16 protein-coding genes are annotated in these 17,666 nt (G+C 44.8%); 9 read left to right on the forward strand and 7 right to left on the reverse strand.

Going from position 1 to position 17,666, the window contains the following annotated elements; all coding sequences use genetic code 11:
• Window positions 1-248 precede the first annotated feature (248 nt).
• Entirely contained in the window at window positions 249-617 is a 369-nt protein-coding gene (locus tag A5867_RS02420; RefSeq protein ID WP_005227140.1) for a BlaI/MecI/CopY family transcriptional regulator, read from the reverse strand.
• Window positions 618-863: 246 nt separating this feature from the next.
• Between A5867_RS02420 and gshAB the strand changes: the two genes are divergently transcribed.
• Window positions 864-3,128, forward strand: a complete 2,265-nt coding sequence (gshAB, locus tag A5867_RS02430) for a bifunctional glutamate--cysteine ligase GshA/glutathione synthetase GshB (protein ID WP_087626787.1) — start codon at window positions 864-866, stop codon at window positions 3,126-3,128.
• Between the two features lie 903 nt (window positions 3,129-4,031).
• The gene (locus A5867_RS02435; RefSeq protein WP_087626788.1) at window positions 4,032-5,534 is read left to right on the forward strand and encodes a LysM domain-containing protein; all 1,503 of its coding nucleotides are present in this window, start codon (window positions 4,032-4,034) and stop codon (window positions 5,532-5,534) included.
• A gap of 221 nt (window positions 5,535-5,755) precedes the next feature.
• Here the strand turns inward: A5867_RS02435 and A5867_RS02440 are convergent, their stop codons facing one another.
• On the reverse strand, window positions 5,756-6,175 hold the full coding sequence (locus A5867_RS02440; RefSeq protein WP_010748629.1) for a hypothetical protein: 420 nt from the start codon (window positions 6,173-6,175) through the stop codon (window positions 5,756-5,758).
• Window positions 6,176-6,189: 14 nt separating this feature from the next.
• Entirely contained in the window at window positions 6,190-6,642 is a 453-nt protein-coding gene (locus A5867_RS02445; protein WP_010748630.1) for a YueI family protein, read from the reverse strand.
• Between the two features lie 107 nt (window positions 6,643-6,749).
• Here A5867_RS02445 and A5867_RS02450 point away from each other — a divergent pair, with 107 nt between their 5' ends.
• The 6 genes from A5867_RS02450 (at window position 6,750) to A5867_RS02475 (ending at window position 10,257) form a co-directional block, all read left to right on the forward strand.
• Window positions 6,750-7,319: a GNAT family N-acetyltransferase gene (locus tag A5867_RS02450; protein WP_087626789.1), complete on the forward strand. Its 570-nt coding sequence runs from the start codon at window positions 6,750-6,752 to the stop codon at window positions 7,317-7,319.
• 15 nt (window positions 7,320-7,334) lie between these two features.
• The gene (locus A5867_RS02455; RefSeq protein WP_005227145.1) at window positions 7,335-7,712 is read left to right on the forward strand and encodes an iron-sulfur cluster biosynthesis family protein; all 378 of its coding nucleotides are present in this window, start codon (window positions 7,335-7,337) and stop codon (window positions 7,710-7,712) included.
• Window position 7,713: 1 nt separating this feature from the next.
• Window positions 7,714-8,607, forward strand: coding sequence for a metallophosphoesterase (locus A5867_RS02460; RefSeq protein ID WP_087626790.1), 894 nt, complete (start codon window positions 7,714-7,716; stop codon window positions 8,605-8,607).
• A gap of 85 nt (window positions 8,608-8,692) precedes the next feature.
• Window positions 8,693-8,914 carry a DUF2829 domain-containing protein gene (locus tag A5867_RS02465; RefSeq protein ID WP_005227147.1) on the forward strand — a complete coding sequence of 74 codons (222 nt, stop codon included), beginning with the start codon at window positions 8,693-8,695 and terminating at the stop codon, window positions 8,912-8,914.
• Window positions 8,911-9,660, forward strand: a complete 750-nt coding sequence (locus A5867_RS02470) for a 3-oxoacyl-ACP reductase (RefSeq protein ID WP_016609197.1) — start codon at window positions 8,911-8,913, stop codon at window positions 9,658-9,660. Before A5867_RS02465 ends, A5867_RS02470 begins: the two co-directional genes overlap by 4 nt.
• A gap of 30 nt (window positions 9,661-9,690) precedes the next feature.
• Window positions 9,691-10,257 carry a nucleotidyltransferase family protein gene (locus A5867_RS02475; RefSeq protein WP_016609199.1) on the forward strand — a complete coding sequence of 189 codons (567 nt, stop codon included), beginning with the start codon at window positions 9,691-9,693 and terminating at the stop codon, window positions 10,255-10,257.
• A 91-nt stretch (window positions 10,258-10,348) separates the two neighbouring features.
• On the opposite strand, the gene A5867_RS02480 is transcribed toward A5867_RS02475, so the two are convergent.
• From A5867_RS02480 to acnA, 4 genes are all read right to left on the reverse strand, one after another.
• Window positions 10,349-10,888, reverse strand: a complete 540-nt coding sequence (locus A5867_RS02480; RefSeq protein WP_005227150.1) for a biotin transporter BioY — start codon at window positions 10,886-10,888, stop codon at window positions 10,349-10,351.
• Between the two features lie 105 nt (window positions 10,889-10,993).
• A complete protein-coding gene (locus A5867_RS02485) occupies window positions 10,994-11,848 on the reverse strand; it encodes a helix-turn-helix transcriptional regulator (protein ID WP_087626791.1) in 855 nt (284 codons plus the stop codon).
• A gap of 104 nt (window positions 11,849-11,952) precedes the next feature.
• Window positions 11,953-13,203: an NADP-dependent isocitrate dehydrogenase gene (icd, locus tag A5867_RS02490; RefSeq protein ID WP_087626792.1), complete on the reverse strand. Its 1,251-nt coding sequence runs from the start codon at window positions 13,201-13,203 to the stop codon at window positions 11,953-11,955.
• The gene (gene acnA, locus A5867_RS02495; protein ID WP_015508827.1) at window positions 13,196-15,892 is read right to left on the reverse strand and encodes an aconitate hydratase AcnA; all 2,697 of its coding nucleotides are present in this window, start codon (window positions 15,890-15,892) and stop codon (window positions 13,196-13,198) included. The genes icd and acnA overlap by 8 nt, the downstream gene beginning before the upstream one ends.
• Window positions 15,893-16,148: 256 nt before the next feature.
• On the opposite strand from acnA, the gene A5867_RS02500 reads away from it, so the two are divergent.
• A complete protein-coding gene (locus A5867_RS02500; protein ID WP_170927486.1) occupies window positions 16,149-17,510 on the forward strand; it encodes a citrate/2-methylcitrate synthase in 1,362 nt (453 codons plus the stop codon).
• Window positions 17,511-17,666: the final 156 nt, after the last annotated feature.

A 17,666-nucleotide genomic window follows, 5' to 3' on the forward strand; every position in this document is an offset into this window, starting at 1 on the left:
ACATGGCTCTCCTTTATTGTTGCTTTTGTGAGATCAAAGGGAAGAGAAAACGGGTCGTCGTCTCTTTCCACGAGCTTGACTTGTGACGTAAAGCTGAGAACACTCGGCGTGGCAAATGTGGGTACAGCGATGCACGACTTTGCCAAAAAATCAGGAAAAGCAGTTTGAAGGCTTCGTTTTCTTCTGCACTGTCTAAAAACTTTGGGAAGTATCAGGCAGAATACAACGAGTTGAACGATGGGGAAAGATTATTTCTTAAGTTCCCCTTGGCGCTCAGTGATCATTTTTTCCAAGTTGTTCAATGTATCGATATCTTTATTGGTTTCGATAAAGTTCGTAATCAAATTCAATAAAGATTGATCAGACAATTCTGCTGCTAAGAAGTCTTCTTGGGTCACATTCGGAGAATACAACCGAGTCAAAACAGTACCGCTGTAGCCGATATCCGCTACTTTCAATAAGTCGTGGTTTTTTAGTTTACGTACGACTGCTTGAATGGTATTCTTGCTTAGATCTTGCTGTTGGACAGCAATGTCATTTGCAGAAAGAGGTTTGTCTGAATTCCAAAAGATATTCATGATTTGACGTTCGCGTTTGGTAAGATTAAGTGGCTTCATTCACTATTCTTCCTTTCAAAAAAGAGTAATATGGACATAATAATTTACTGTTCTATAAGCAGTATACTTTATTTTGAAGGTAAATATCAAATTTATTCAAGTATTTTATAAATTCTTGGTAATTTTAGTAAGAGATATTACAAGTGAGGAGCAAATTTCTGCATTTTTCACCAGTTTTCACTATAATAGATGGAAAGAAATAGCATTTGAGAAAAAATTTAGTAGAAGAACATAGAGGGCAGTCGAATGAAAATAAAAACATTGTTATCACATAAAGAGCTTTTTCCCTATTTATTGAAAGGACGCTACGGGATTGAGCGTGAAGCGCAGCGGGTGCGGCTCGATGGGACGTTTGCAGGTACCGATCATCCTAAAACGTTAGGCAATCGGCGCTTCCATCCGTATATCCAAACGGATTTTTCCGAAAACCAACTGGAACTGATTACGCCCGTCGCTGATTCCGTGGATGAATTGTTCCGTTTTTTAGGGGCTATTCATGATGTGGCGTATCGTTCGATGTCAGCAGAAGAAATGCTCTGGCCATTGAGTATGCCACCGGCTTTACCAGAAAAAGAAGAAGACATCGTCATTGCTAAATTAGACCAATTTGAAGATGTGCTCTACCGCCGCTATTTAGCTAAAACATATGGTCGCCGCAAGCAAATGGTCAGTGGGATTCATTTCAATTTCGAATTTGCGGAAGACTTTTTGCAACAGCTGTATGCTTTGTCTGAAACGAAGGAAAGCTTCCAGACGTTTAAAACCGCACTTTATTTGAAAGTAACTCGCAATTATTTGCACTATCGCTGGTTTTTGACGTATTTCTTTGGGGCGACTCCTGCTTCAGAAGCCAATTATTTTACGACAGAAAACGGACCGCAAGAACCAGTCCGCAGTATTCGCAATAGCCGCTATGGGTACACGAATCACGAAGACGTCAAGGTATCTTACGCTTCGTTAGAGACCTATCTTGCAGATATTGCCAAATTAGTGGAGACGGGAAAGCTTTCAGAAGAAAAAGAATTTTATGCGCCAGTGCGTCTACGTGGGGGAAAACGGGTCGCAGATTTAGCCTCAGCGGGTATCCGTTATATTGAGTTAAGAAATATTGACATCGATCCCTTTGCCCGCTATGGGATTTCCAAAGAGCAAGTCGCATTCTTGCATTTCTTCTTATTGTTTTTAAGTACAAAAGAAGAAGGCAGCGATGCGGATGCGTGGATCGAAGAGGGCAATCAGAAAAATGATCAGGTCGCATTAGAACATCCGCTTGCACCTTTGACTTATCAGCAAGAAGCGCAAGCGCTGATTACTGAAATGATGGACTTTGCCCAAGCCCTTGAGCTGCCGCATCCACCATTTTTGGATCAGCTTTCAGAAATGCTGGCTGAACCAGAAAGAACCTTCGCGGGACGTCTTTTCTCAGCAAGTCAAGCAACCAGTCAAGCCCAGACAGCAACAGTGCTGGGACAAAAGTATCATCAAGCTGCTTGGGAAAAACCATATCAATTAGCTGGCTTTCGAGCAATGGAATTGTCGACCCAGATCCTCTTGTTCGATGCGATCCAAAAAGGAATCGAAGTGTCGGTACTGGATGAAACGGATCAATTCTTGAAATTAGCCGTGAAAGACCACATCGAATATGTTAAAAATGCCAATATGACCAGTAAGGATCAGTACATCGTCCCATTGATCATGGCGAATAAAACGGTCACTAAAAAAATCTTAGCCGAAAATGGCTTTCATGTACCAAGTGGCGCTGAGTTCGCTTCGGCAGAAGAAGCGATCGCGTTTTATCCTCAGATTGCCCACAGCGGGTTTGTGGTAAAACCGAAAACCACCAACTATGGGATCGGTATCTCGATTTTCAAAGAAGGTGCCTCTTTAGCGGATTATCAAGCGGCGGTCGCCATTGCCTTTGCGGAAGATGATTCGATCCTCGTTGAGACTTTTTTGTCAGGGACTGAATATCGGTTCTTCGTGATCGATGGGCGAGTCGATGCGATTTTACTACGTATCCCTGCCAATGTCGTGGGTGACGGCAAGCGCACGATCACGGAACTCGTCGCAGAGAAAAATCTCGATCCATTGCGCGGCACCCATCATCGGACCCCATTAGAGCTGATCCAATTAGGGGAACTGGAACAACTGATGTTAAAAGAGCAAGGGTATCAAGTGGATTCAGTACCCGAAGAGGGGCAGATCGTTTATTTGCGAGAAAACTCGAATATCAGTACTGGCGGTGATTCTATCGATGTGACGGATGACTTCAACGATGATTACAAACAAGTAGCAGTCGATGCGGTAGCCACATTACAAGCATCTATCAGCGGAATCGATCTGATTATTCCAGATAAAACCAAGCCAGCCAATGAACCGGGGGCTTATGGAATCATTGAAGCCAATTTCAACCCAGCGATGCATATGCACGTTTATCCATACAGCGGGAAAGGCCGACGCTTAACTATGTCTGTTTTACGCCTGTTGTTCCCTGAAGTCTTCGAGAGCTGATGGAAGTATAAAAAGCAAAGAACTGCACATTTTGGAAGGAGAGTTCCTTTCAAAGTGTGCAGTTTTTTTTATATCGTTGTTTGATTCCTGATCTGACAGTTAGCACAATAGTTAATTCCTTCGTTTTTCGTCTTTATTTATAAAAAATATTTATTTTAATATGAATACTGGAAAAATAATTGTATTTTTGGTAATCTAAAGAGAGGAATTTCTAGTTTTTTTATACACGATTAAATAACTATCGTTTTTTGAAGAGTCGCTAAATTAGGTCAGCATGTATAAAAAAGATATGAACATAGATATTGTCTTTCAACTATGCTTTTACATATAACAAAATGGTTGGCATCAAAAAAGCGGCAAAGGCAGACGGCTTCTCTTAACTTTGTTAGTGACAAAAGAAGCGCAAAGATTGTTTTCAATTGAATCAAAAATGAAAGTTCATCATCGGAAACGGAGTTGAATCGATACTCAATGTTCAAGTTATTTGGAAGTAAGGCAGGTTTTATAGCCGAAACTGATTGTGGTTCGATGGGTGACTCCTAAACATAGGCGCATTGCTTTAAGAATTTGCGGAACGGTCCTTTGGCAGCACCTTATAGGTACACAAAGGATATGGATGATTTTTTCTGATCCCTGCGAAGGTTTGACAGTGCTTTGTCGGTTCTTCATTCAGTGTGCAGGCTTTTTTCGTAGGCTTAAATCAATGGTTTTAGTGCTTCCAACCGAGGAATCACTTTTTCTTTAGCCGCTCTTTTCTGTCTTTCAACGGGCTATGATTCACACGAGCCCTTCTGCGTAGATAAGTATACTAAATTTATTATACTGATCCATCCTGAAATTTTAATCGGGTTATGGTGTGTAATAAGTTGAATATAATAGCATTATAAAAAAGGAGAGTACGGAATGAAAAAATTTAATGGTAAGATTGTTAAAACGCTGGCATTACTAGCAACAATTTTTACGGCTGGTGCGTTATCAAATCAAGTTTCGGCATCAGAAGAAACAGCATCCCCTATTTCCGCAAGCGTATGGGTTGCCAGAACACCCGAACAAATCAAAGCTGATATTACTGGGAATGAATATACGATTGTTTGGGGTGATACACTTAGCGCCATCAGTAAAGCGACAAATATTACGATCGAACGTCTAGCACAATGGAATAATATTTACAATATTGACTTGATTTATGCTGGCAACAAATTAGTGTTTGATGGAAATGTGGTTTCTCTAAAGGATGCAGAGGGGAATACGATTAGTCAAGCAGTGATTCAAGATACTGACAAAATTGATCCGACCAAACCAATTGGGGGAGGAAGCAATACAAATCCTGGAAACAGTAATAATGGATCAAATGTTTCTACAAAACCGACACCTCCAGCAACAGATAACGGATCAGGAGACGGATCAACAAAACCAACGCCGCCTGCAACAGATAATGGATCAGGAGATGGCTCCACAAAGCCAACACCACCAGCAACGGATAATGGTTCAGGTGGAGATAATGGTTCCACTAATCCACCAGTTGATCGAGAGTTTGAAGTGACAGTCGTTGCAGAAAATGAAGAAATTACACGCCTCCGTGTCGGACCATTCTTAACTACCGATGAAGTGGCGGCATGGCTGCTTGAAAACTATGTTGGCTTAGTTTCAGACCTACAAATCTATCTAGAAGGAAACTATATCTATATTGAGTTCAATATTCCGACACCTGATAATGGAGGCGCGACTGACCGTGAAATTGTAGTTGAAGTTGTCTATGAGAATTCATATTATACTCGTCTACGTGTCGGACCATTCCTAAGTAACGAGGAAGCTACTGCTTGGAAGCATGAAAATTATCCAGAAGTAGTTAAGGGGCATGAAGTTCATTTTGTAGGTGACTATATCTATATCGAATTTGTTGTATTTAATAAAGATGAAGATGACAAAGATGTAGACGGCGGAGATAACGGTTCCGGTGGCGGAGATACAGATGTAGATGGCGGCGAAAACGGTTCTGGTGGCGGTGACACAGATACCGATGGCGGCGAAGACGGCTCTGGTGGCGGAGATACAGATACCGATGGTGGAGACAATGGCTCTGGTGGCGGAGATACAGATGTAGACGGTGGCGAAGATGGCTCCGGTGGCGGAGATACAGATACCGATGGTGGCGAAGATGGCTCTGGCGGCGGTGGAACCGATGTAGATGGCGGTGAAGATGGCTCTGGCGATGGCGAAACAGATGTGAATATTCCAGTCAATCTGGGCAATAGCGGCATTTTTGCAGCTACTAGTGCAGAAGCGAGTGCAAGTGCATATTCTTTATGGGCTGAAGGGAAGTTTTTAGAGTTTACAGGCTTTGTTATTCGGCCAGCGCTAAATGCAAATGGAGATCCAATTGGTTTTACAGTTGATTTTTACTAAATAAAAAAAGTTAAGTTGATTCTTTGATGTTTCATATAAATTAAGAAGAATACAACTTAAAACTAATAAAAACCAGTCAGAAACTGCCTCTGACTGGTTTTTCTTTGAAGAAATCATGAGAAATACGTTAACGTCCTGCTTTATGGTTCGCTTTACTAGCAATCTATTTTATTCGGTGCTTTTTATCTGCAGGAAGTAACGTGAGCCTTTTTTGGATGTTCTTATCCTTCAAAAGCAGCGATTTCAATCGTTTGTTTTGTTTCTTCCACCTTGAGACCCGTTCGGGCTTCCCACCATTGTTTCATTTCTTTTTCATACGTGGTAGGAAAACGTTGGATCAAGGTTAATAACGGTACGCCTTGAATCGAGGCGTAGGGAAAGTTTAAAACCAGATTGTACTTCAGTTCCGACAGGAGGCTATAATATTGAAACATCATAAAGTTCATTTCATTCTTATCCTCCAACAGGAGTACTTTCGGAGCGCGATCCAGCATAAAACCCAAGCTGCGCATCATGAACAATACGCCATCTAGATGGCTGGATTCGATCGTGGGTGCCGTTTTTAACAAATCGATATGCAGATCCAAAGCATCAAGCAGTTCTTTCTTTAATGAAAGGTAGGGCGGTGTTGATTGTTCCATGATAGTTCCTCCTTTTAATGGAAAAGACGTTTCCAAAATGACGTTTTCTCTGGTTGTTCCTGCTCTTTATCCGATGGAGCGGCAGCTGCAGGGAATTTTTTTTCGATATCGATGACGTCTTCATTGACGGCTTCTTTCCCAGCAATCAGCAAGCCGATACTGTCTGGACCGGCATCTTGGGCATCGGAGACGATCCGAAATTCCATCTGTTGTTTGGTCAGTAAAGTGATGTAATCGGTCTGGATCGATTCTGGCAATTTTCCGTTAAGCAGCACGAGCGCTCCTTGATAATCTGGTAAGGCGTTCAAGAGCGTTTTCTGGTTGTCCTTCTTCTTCATTTCTGTTACTGTCATACTAAGATAACACCGTTCACGAAACGTGCCTAAATACTTGCGCTGTTCATCTGGGTTGACGCGAGGCGTCCCATACATTCCTGTATCAAGGCGTTTTTCTAATTCGTCTGACATTGAAGTATCCTCCTCAAAGCGTTTACTTATGCTTATTATAGCATATCCAGCAAATAGCAAAAGAGGGGTGCGATCGTGAGAGAGTATTGACAGAAAGTAGGGATCCTATGACAACAAAAGAACGACATTTGCTATTGTTAGCAGAAAATCAACGGTTGGAGACACCGAGGCTGCTCTTGCGTCCTGTTTCCTTGGCAGATGCAGCGGACATGTTTGCCTATGCAAATGATGAAGAAACGACGACCTTCGTCTTTGCTAGACATGGGTCGGTTGAAGAAACAAAACTACGCATCGCCGAGTATTTTGTTGCTGCACCCTTAGGAAAATTTGCGATCGAAGAAAAAGACTTAGGAAAAATGATCGGGACCATCGATTTGCGGGTAGAATCAGAAAAAGAGATCGCTGAGCTCGGTTATACATTGAGTCGCGATTATTGGGGGCAAGGGATTATGCCAGAAGCGGCAATGGCACTGCTGCATTTCGGTTTTGAAACACTCGAATTGATTCGAATTTTTGCTCGACATGATGCCCGAAATCCCAAGTCTGGACGGGTCATGGAGAAAATTGGGATGAAATTGGAAGCAACGATCCCAGCTGCCCGCAAATCGGGTGAAGAAATCATCGATGAAGTCACGCGCGGCATCACCCTGGAGGAATGGAAAAAACGTATCATGTAAAGGAGGGCTCTCGTCATGGAACTGAACATTGAGCCAGCAGCAATTGAAAAAATAACCCCTTATGTGCAGCCAGATGATCGTCTCTACTTGGATTTTGAAGACGGCGTTGGTCCGTTTCCTGCAACGGAGATCACCTGCCGTTTGGACATCCATTTTCGCCTGATCATCGTGCCGCAAAGCTATCCAGAAGAAGGATTGGCGATCTACGACACCCCTTTAACGACACCCTTAGGCACGATTTGGTTGAAGCAAGGGGCTCAGGTGTATTTAGAAGAACAGACTCGGATGCAGGTGGAACCGACCTATCAACGGTTGCAATTGGTGGGAAATAGCGGGATCTTAGCTAACGATGTTCAATTGTTACGGATCGAAAAGCAGACGGCGGGCCGCTGAGATGGGCACGCTGGCGGTTATTAGCGACTTGCACGTTGATATCAACCAATTACTCGATCCCCATCTGCAGCTGATCGCTGATTATTTGCAGCAAAATCAGGTGACCCATCTGCATCTGGCAGGAGATGTGGCGAATAAAAAACAACGGCTATTAGACGTGGTCACATTTTTTCAAAGTCGACAGGTGCCAACGACCTTTCACTGGGGCAATCATGAAATGGTGGACTTGACGGAACAAGAGATCGAGGCTTTCGATGATCCCGCCTTTCTTAATTTTCAGACGTATCGCTTATCAGAAAAAACACTGCTGTTGGGAATCAATGGCTGGTATGACTACCAATATTCTGATCTGACCAGTGAAGCTGAGATCTTGCGGCTGAAAAATTTGTTTTGGTATGACCGCATGATTCAACGAAAGGGATCGGATAAGGAGATCAGCCAATCCATCAATGAGCGTTTAGCGGAAACATTGGCCCATTTGCCGCAAGACCAAGAAATTTTTCTTTCTACGCATTTTGTGCCCCAAGAAGCGTTTATTGTGCGGCAGACCGGCAAGTACGCCCGCTGGAACCACCTAAATGCGTTTTTGGGGTCGCCCGATTTTGGCGCAGTGATCGACCAGTACGCCAATGTGCGGGCAGTCGTCTTTGGGCATACCCATCGACGCTTTGAGAAAAAAGAGCTTGCGGGAACCAGCTACTATTGCCGTCCCTTCGGCTACTATTATGAATGGCAGTTGACCCGACGCTTCGTTTTGGAAAATCACTTAGCAGAAGCATATTCTCCAACGAAAGTTCGGACGCTGCTGCGAAACCATCATGAGGCATTTGAGGACTATAAAACGGCGCATCTTTTAGAGGAATTGGCGCAAGCGATCACGCTGCTGCCGTATTAGCGCAGCAAACGAGTTCTGCTTGTTTTCGTAATTGATTTTCCAGGCAATTTAAACCATTAGAAGAAACACACAAAGGAGAAAAATCATGACATTTGAAGAAATCTTACCAGAATTAAAAGCCGGCAAAAAAATCATTCGTGAAGGTTGGGGCGGCTTTGAACTTTATGTGACATTCGTTGAAGGCGAAGTGTACGACAATGCCCCAGTCACCCCTTACTTTTTGATCAAAACAGCGGATGAGGGATTCTCGAGTTTCGCACCGACTGTTTGCGACATTCTTGCGGAAGATTGGAAAATCGTGGAATGACGGCAGCGTGGATCGATGACAAAACGATTGTGTTTGTCACAGGGGCTGCTTCAGGCATCGGTAAAGCGCAAGCAGAGGCGTTTCTTGTAGAAGGCGCTCAAGTATTTGGTGTTGACTGCCAATCGTTTCCTGATTCGCTTTTAGCCCAGCCCCGCTTTTTCGGCACATGTTGTGACTTAGCGGTGAAAGAAAATTGTCTTGCAGCGGTCCAAGCTTGTGTGACGCACTTTGGCGGTATCACGGTCTTGTTAAATACAGCAGGAAAACTTGACGGCTATCATACGATCGCTGAGACGACGTCAATGGAGTGGGAGGAGATATTTCAAACCAATGTCTCCAGCATGTTTTATTTAACGAAAGAAATTTTGCCGCTGATGCAAGCCAACGGCGGCGGAACGATCATCAATATGGCGTCGATCGCTGGAATGGTCGCAGGTGGTGGCGGGATCGCCTATACAACCGCAAAACACGCGATCGTCGGGTTTACCAAACAGTTGGCATTGGATGTTGCAGATCAAGGAATCTCGGTGAAGGGCATCGCGCCAGGTGCGATTCAAACGCCGATGAATGCGGCTGATTTTGCGGGTGACGGGAAAATGGCGCAATGGGTGGCAGAAGAGACGCCAGTCAAGCGTTGGGCGCAACCAGAAGAAGTTGCAGCGCTGACCCTTTTTCTTGCTAGTCCGCAAGCTAGTTACTTGCAGGGGGCGATCGTGCCCATCGACGGTGGTTGGACCTTGAAATAACTAGCCTGAGCCCATTAGAGGAGGACGCCAATGAAGGAACAAGCGATCCAGAACTTGTTTGCAAAAAATCGTGAATGTCGACAACTGCTTACGATCATTGAAGCGTTGCAGCTGTCGGATTGCTGGCTGTGTGCTGGGTACCTGCGGAATTATTTATGGGGTTTTCTCAGTGGAAAAATAGCGGAGGTGCCAATAACCGATATTGATGTCGTGTTTTATGATCCGACTGTAAGCATAGAAGAAACAGCAGCGATCGAAGCGCAACTGCGCCGTTCGTTTCCCGAATTTCCTTGGGAGGTTCGAAACCAAGCGTTGATGCACCAACATAATTTTGCCGAGGAGCCGCCTTATACAAGTACCTTCGATGCTTTAACGAAGTTTCCAGAGCGTTGTACAGCGGTAGCGGCACGAATGAATCAAGGCAAGCTTGAATTGATGGCGCCTTTTGGTTGGCAGGATATTTGCAGTTTTCGGGTGCGTCCAACACCGCATTTTGCCCAAAATGAACAGTATCTTGCGGTTTATCGACAACGCCAAGTGATGAAGCAGTGGCAGAAAATTTGGCCGCAGCTCTCGATTGAAGAGGGGAAGAAATAAAAAAGAACACTCGCGTGATGCGGCGATTTTCAAAAGTTAGACGAAAAAGCTAACTGATGGGAATCGCTGCATATGACGCGAGTGTTTTTTATTAACGTAAAGCCAATGGTTGCGCCAAGCGGTTTCTTAAAAAGATACCTAGATAAGCTGCGGCAACGGCTTTGATGATCCCAGGGATAATAAACAGAACAAAGCCACCGTTAAAGGCAGCCGGCCATGCCATGCCCGTGCTCCATTTCAGCCACAATGTACCAAACAACAAAGTTGCCAGCGCACCGACAATATTGCCGATCACTGCTCCTGTGTAGCGAAACGCTGTTTTTTCTACGATCAATCCAGTAAGCAATCCATTAAAGAGGAAGCCGACTAAATAGCCACCAGTTGGTCCTAACAAAACACCGACACCGCTGGAAAAACCAGCGAAAACGGGCAAACCAATCAATCCTAACAGCAAGTAGATGATGATCGCCATCGTTCCTGTTCGCGTGCCGAGGAAAGTCACTGCCAACCCGATCGCAAAGGTTTGTCCTGTCAATGGGATCAAACCTAATGGAATCGTCAGTTGGGAAAGACCAGCAATAATGATCGCAAATAAAGCGGCATGGATTTGTTCACGTAATGATAATTTCATCGAATCCTTCTCTCTAATAATAATTTCGTTAACCTAAAAATGAATTATTTGGTTAACGAAATTATAAACGGTGGTTTACCAAAAGTAAAGAAGAATCTTGTTTTTTTAGTGTCCTTTTTTTAAAAGGACAATCAAGTTCTTTGAGGAGAGGAAAGGGGCGATTTCTTCCAGCTCATCTGTTGAGAAGGGCAGTGCTTGAACGAGCCGGCAGATCGTTGCTTCTGTTAGAAACGGCAGCAGTTCTTCGATTTCATCATAAGCCAAGCGTTCTGCTGCGGTAACGTTTGGCTGTTCCAGGGCGGTCAGCAGGAGTTCATCCAGATACGGCGCAGGTAAAAAGGGCAGCAGTTCTTCAATCTCAGAAAAGCGGAAGTCAGGATTTTCAAGCCAGCCTTTGATTTCTTCCGCCAAAAAGTTGGGGGGTAAAAAGGGCGCCGCCTCTTCCCAAAAAGCCATGGAATAGTGCTTGCCTTTCAGGAGCTCTTCTACTTGGGGCTTTTTCAAAAACGGCAGGAGTTCTTCCAGTACCTCTTCTGGGATATTCTCGGCACCATTTAGCAGGTGCTGCAAGTCTGCGCTGGTCAAATGAGGTGCTAGCCTAGGCAATAAGTCTAAATCTAAAGAAGTTTCTTGAAACGGTTCTTCTTGAATCAACGCTGACAATTCTTGCGGTTTGATCAGCGGAGCTAGTTCGGCGATTTCTTCTGGCTGTGCGGTTCCCGCTTGATAATGTTGCACCGCAGCTGCTGGCTTTCCTAACAGCTCATCGATGGATAGGTCTAAAATCGCTGCTAGCTGCGGCAATTTTTCAATGTCCGGCAGTGAGTTACCCCGCTCCCAATTACTGACCGCCTGATAGCTGACAAGTAACTGGTCGGCCAAGTTGCATTGGGTCAGGTTTTTTTCTTTGCGTTTGGCAGCGATCTGCTGACCGATTGTTCTCATGTTGAATTCACTCATAAATGAATTCCCCCTTTCATGCTCTAAGTATAGTTTCTCAAAAGGTGAAAACGCAATCAAGCTGTGATTGAGCAGGCAAATGCCGACTCAATCACAGCTTGAGTTTACGAATGGATCAACTGAAGGAGGTGTTCACCAAACGCTTGTGTCGTTAAACAGACCGCTTCTGGCATCAACTGCGCGAAGTCGGCAGTGACGTGTTGACTTTGCAAGGCTTGTTCAATGGCTTGTGTTAGGATTTGAGCTGCTTCTGGCCAGTTCAAATGTTCTAATAGCATGCACGCTGACAGCAGCAGCGAACAGGGATTGGCTTTGCCAAGTCCTGCGATATCCGGTGCTGTTCCGTGGGTAGCTTCAAAGATGGCTGCCCCAGTAGCGTAGTTGATATTGGCACCGGGGGCGATCCCGATGCCGCCGACTTGTGCAGCAAGTGCATCAGAAATGTAGTCGCCGTTCAAATTACAAGTGGCAATGACGTCGAATTTTTCTGGATACAAAAGGATCTGTTGTAAAAAGTTGTCTGCGATCACGTCGTTAACAACGATTTTCCCAGCCGCTTTTGCCGAGGCAAGGGCGGATTCGGCTGCCTTTGAGCCGCTTTCTGCTTTGATTTTGTTGTATTGATTCATTGTAAAACACTGGTCGGCGTATGTGGTCTCTGCAAGCTGATAGCCCCAGTTTTTAAAGCCGCCTTCTGTAAATTTCATGATATTGCCTTTATGCACCAGTGTCACCGTGGGCCGCTTTTGAGCGATCGCATACTCAATGGCAGCAGCGATCAAGCGCTGACTGCCTTCTAAAGAGATCGGCTTGATGCCGATAGCGGCAGTTTTAGGAAAACGAATCGCCTTGACAGCAAAGTCTGCTTGCAGTGTCTGGATTAGACGCTGCGTTGCGTCGTCGTCTTTGGCAAATTCGATGCCAGCATAAACATCTTCAGTATTTTCTCGAAAGATCACCATATCGGTTTTTTCTGGCTGTTTTAAAGGCGAAGGGACCCCTGTAAAATAGCGAACAGGTCTGACACAGGCATAAAGATCCAGCGTTTGCCGCAAGGTGACATTCAAGGAGCGAAAGCCTTCGCCAATTGGGGTAGTCAACGGTCCTTTTAAGGCGTATTGTTGAGCCTTGATCGTATCGATGGTTGCTTGCGGTAGCCATTCCCCCGTCTGTTCAAAGGCGGCTTCTCCAGCTAAAACTTCCAGCCATTCGATGCGGCGTTGATTGTCATAGGCTTTATTTACAGCGGCATCAATCACAGGTTGCGCAGCTTGCCAAATCTCGGCACCGATGCCGTCTCCTGCAATGTAAGGAATGGTGATCGTCGTTGCTTCATGGGTTGTTTGGTTAGGCATGGGCAGTTCCTCCTAATTCAGCTTTTTTTCGAATGACCATCGGTAAAATTCCTTGATGCTTCCAATAGCGAATATCTGCAGGGGCATCAAAGCGCAGGCGGGTCATAAAGGAGACAGTCCCTCCGTCAATCCGTTGCGCAGTGACTTCGATCAGCTGCTTGACCACTGGCTCTTCTGGCAAAGCGATCGAGAATGTTTCGCTGCCGTCCAAATCAAACGATGCGGCACTTTCACCAGCAAGATATTCAAGCGGAATGATCCCCATCATGACCAAGTTGCTGCGATGGATTCGTTCGAAGCTTTCTGCTAAGACGACTTTAACGCCTAACAATTGTGTTCCTTTGGCGGCCCAGTCGCGAGAAGAACCCATGCCATAATCTTTACCAGCTAAAATGATACAGCTTTGACCAGCTTTTTGGTAATTCATAGCTGCGTCAAATATCGACAGGGTTTCCCCAGTTGGAAAATAATGCGTGACACTGCCAGTACTGCCAGGCACTAGCTGGTTTTGCAGACGGATGTTGCCGAAAGTCCCCCGCATCATAATCTGATGATTGCCGCGCCGCGAACCAAAGGAGTTGAATTCACGATACGGAACTTCTTTTTCTTGTAAAAATTTTCCGGCTGCAGAATCCATACTGATGCTGCCAGCAGGAGAAATATGGTCAGTGGTGACGGAATCACCCAATTTTGCCAAGACTTTCAGATCAGCTAAGACATCTGGTTTAGGCAACTCTTTGGTCAATGTTTCAAAGTAGGGCGGATGAGCGATGTAAGTGGATTGCTCCTCCCATTCATAACATGCGCTCGTGGTGGTTTCGATCGCATTCCAGCGTTCATTGGCATCAAAAAGATGCTCATAGGCAGCGCGAAATGCTTCTGGTCCGACGTACTCTTGAACGTAAGCATTGACTTCTTCATTGCTAGGCCAAATATCAGACAAATACACCGGCTCGTCATTGACGATAGCTAACGGTTCTTTTGTGAGATCTTTGCGAATGCTGCCAGCGATGGCATAGGCAACAACTAATGGCGGTGAAGCCAAATAATTGGCTTTGATCTGTGGATGGATTCTTCCTTCAAAATTTCGATTGCCTGACAGAACCGATGCCACCAGTAGATTTTCTGCCTCAATTGCTTCAGCGACCTGCGCTTCTAAAGGACCTGAATTTCCGATACAGGTGGTACAACCGTAACCCACCAAATAAAAGCCGAGTTGCTCTAAATACGGCAGCAAACCACTGTTTTGCAAATAGGTGGTCACGATCTGGGAGCCAGGTGCAAGGGAGGTTTTGACCGTACGAGAGACGGTCAGACCTTTTTCAATGGCTTTTTTAGCCAATAAGCCTGCCGAGAGCATGACGAAGGGATTGCTAGTATTCGTACAGCTAGTGATCGCCGCCAATACGATATCGCCGGTCACTAATTTGTCAGGTGCAGCATCTGGCCAGGTAACGCTGGCTGCTTTTTGCCATTCGTCCTCTGAAAGACCAAAGCCCTTGGGACCGACGGCAGCCGTGACCGATTGTTCAAAATCCTGACGGACTGCTGGAAGCAAAATCCGATCTTGCGGGCGCTTAGGGCCCGCTAATGCTGGCTGAACTTCTGCTAGATCGATGGTGATCGTCTTAGTATAGGTCGGCACGATCGTTTCATCATAAAAGAAATGGTTGGCTTTGGCGTAAGCGGCAACGAGTTCGATCAGCTCGCTGGAGCGACCGGTCGTTGCTAAGTAGTTCAAGGTCTCTTGATCAATCGGACAAAAACCGCAAGTCGCACCATATTCGGGAGCCATGTTTGCTAACGTTGCTCGATCAGCTAAACTTAAATGACGATAGCCAGGACCGAAGTATTCGACAAATTTTCCGACCACTTTTTCGATCCGCAGCACTTCAGTTACTTTTAGTGCTAAATCGGTGGCGGTGGTACCTGCAGGCATCTCGTTGATAAATTTCACCCCGATGACTTCAGGCGTAGGGAAGAAAGAAGGTTCGCCAAGAATCGCAGCTTCCGCTTCAATACCGCCAACCCCCCAACCGAGAACCCCCAAGCCGTTGATCATCGTGGTGTGAGAATCGGTTCCTTGCAATGTATCAGGAAACAGCAGTCGTTGATCTTCGTGTGTTTTTTGCAAGATCACATCAGACAACGATTCGATGTTGACTTGATGAATGATCCCTGTTTCAGGTGGAACGACTTCGAAATTGTCGAAAGAACCTTGCGCCCATTTCAAGAATTGATAGCGTTCTGCATTGCGTTCAAATTCCCGCTCCGTATTAAAAGCAATCGCCCCAGGAGTACCGGCTTGATCGACTTGCACAGAGTGGTCGACGACGAGTGTGACGGGAATCTCAGGATTGATGTCTTCTGCGGCACCGCCTAAAGCGACCATCGCATCCCGCATGGCAGCCAAATCAACGACTGCGGGTACCCCAGTAAAGTCTTGCAAAACGACCCGCTCTGGTTTGAATGGCACGACACCAGTAGGGGTTTCTGCCTGCCAGTTCGCTAAAAATGGTAAATAATCCTCTGTAATTTCCTCGTCTTGATGACGAGCAACACTTTCCAATAAAACTCGAATGGAGTAGGGCAAGCGAGATAAATCAGCCCCTAAGTCTTGGGTGATTTTCGCTAAGTCAATATACGTGTATTGCGTATCATTGACGGTGAGTTGAGATTGCCACTTCATAAGAATCCTCCTTTTTACGAAGATAAACGTACTTATTAGGAATAATTATACGTTGATAATTTAAAAAATCAATTAAATTTATGAAAAATATCTGTCTCTTATACACATCTAGATGTGTATAAGAGACAGGTGCTATAATGTGTGAAAGTTTGTTAAAAAGCAACGATTTTATAGGATGACTATTTTAACGATGTTTGTATACGGTTAAATAACATTGTAATCGATAGTTTGTAGAAAGATTGGAGGTAACATCACCGTGGAAAGATTAGAAAAGAAAGAGAAGATGTCCTATCTTGCATCGCAATGTCAGAAATACAATTTGATAGATGTGAATCTTTATTCAGAATATGATGTGAAACGTGGACTGAGGGATTTAAATGGCACGGGGGTCTTAGCAGGGCTTACGACGATCTCAACCATTTATCCAGAAAAAATCATTGCTGGCAAGCCAATTGAAGCTTGTGGCGAGCTGCGTTATCGCGGAATTGACATCAACGAGTTAGTTGCAGGGTTCGTCAATGAAAAACGCTTTGGCTTTGAAGAGATTGCATATTTATTACTTTTCGGCGAACTGCCAAACAAAACAGAACTTGCGGCCTTTCATTGCCTATTAGCAGAAAAACGTACATTGCCGACCAATTTTGTTCGTGACGTCATTATGAAAGCACCTTCTTCTGATATCATGAATAGCTTATCTCGCAGTATCTTGACACTGGCAAGTTACGATCCACAAGCAGATGACATCAGCATTGAAAATGTATTGGAACAAAGTCTGATGCTGATCAGTGTCTTTCCGCTCTTGGCAATCTACGGCTATCATGCCTACAATCATTACAATCAAGGGGAGAGTATGTATATCCACCGTCCGACCGAAGAGTTGAGTACAGCTGAAACGATTTTGACTATGCTACGTCCAACGAAAGAATATAGCTTCCAAGAAGCCCAAACATTGGATATGGCACTGGTTTTGCATATGGAACATGGCGGCGGGAATAATTCGACCTTTACGACACGAGTCGTTACCTCCAGTGGGACGGATACCTATTCAACGATTGCTGCAGCGCTAGGTTCTTTGAAAGGGCCTAAACATGGTGGTGCTAATATCAAAGTGACGGAAATGATGGGAGATTTGAAGCGCAACGTTGCTGATCTTACCGATGAACAGGCGATCCGCAGCTATTTGGAAGCAGTCTTAGATAAAGAAGCGTTTGACCGTAAAGGATTGATTTATGGCATGGGCCACGCGGTATACAGCGACAACGATCCCCGTGCGGCGATTTTTAAAAATTATGTGGCAAAACTGGCCCAAGAAAAAGGATCAGAAGCTTGGCAAGAATATCAATTGTATACGATGGTCGAACGTATTGCTCCTCAAGTCATCAATGAAAAGCGCAAAATCTACAAAGGAGTCAGTGCCAATATCGACTTTTTCAGCGGGTTTGTTTATAACATGTTGGATCTGCCAGAAGAACTGTATACACCAATGTTTGCTATCGCGCGGATCGTCGGCTGGTCCGCCCATCGGATCGAAGAGCTGGTCAACGCACAAAAAATCATGCGTCCCGCCTACAAAGAAGTGTCAAACGATCGGGAATATATCGATATAGAGTCAAGATAGATCAAAACAGCAGGGAGGAAGCTCGCTGCTGTTTTTGTTTTGTTCAAAATCCTAGTGCTTATACGACCATCCAATTACTCAGAAGAAGTTTGTTGTTTTTTATTAATGAAAGCGTTGACAACGAATAAGTTTAACGTTAAACTTTGTCTTATAGTT

The organism is Enterococcus sp. 6D12_DIV0197, assembly GCF_002174385.1.
In the GTDB taxonomy this organism is placed as follows: domain Bacteria; phylum Bacillota; class Bacilli; order Lactobacillales; family Enterococcaceae; genus Enterococcus_D; species Enterococcus_D casseliflavus.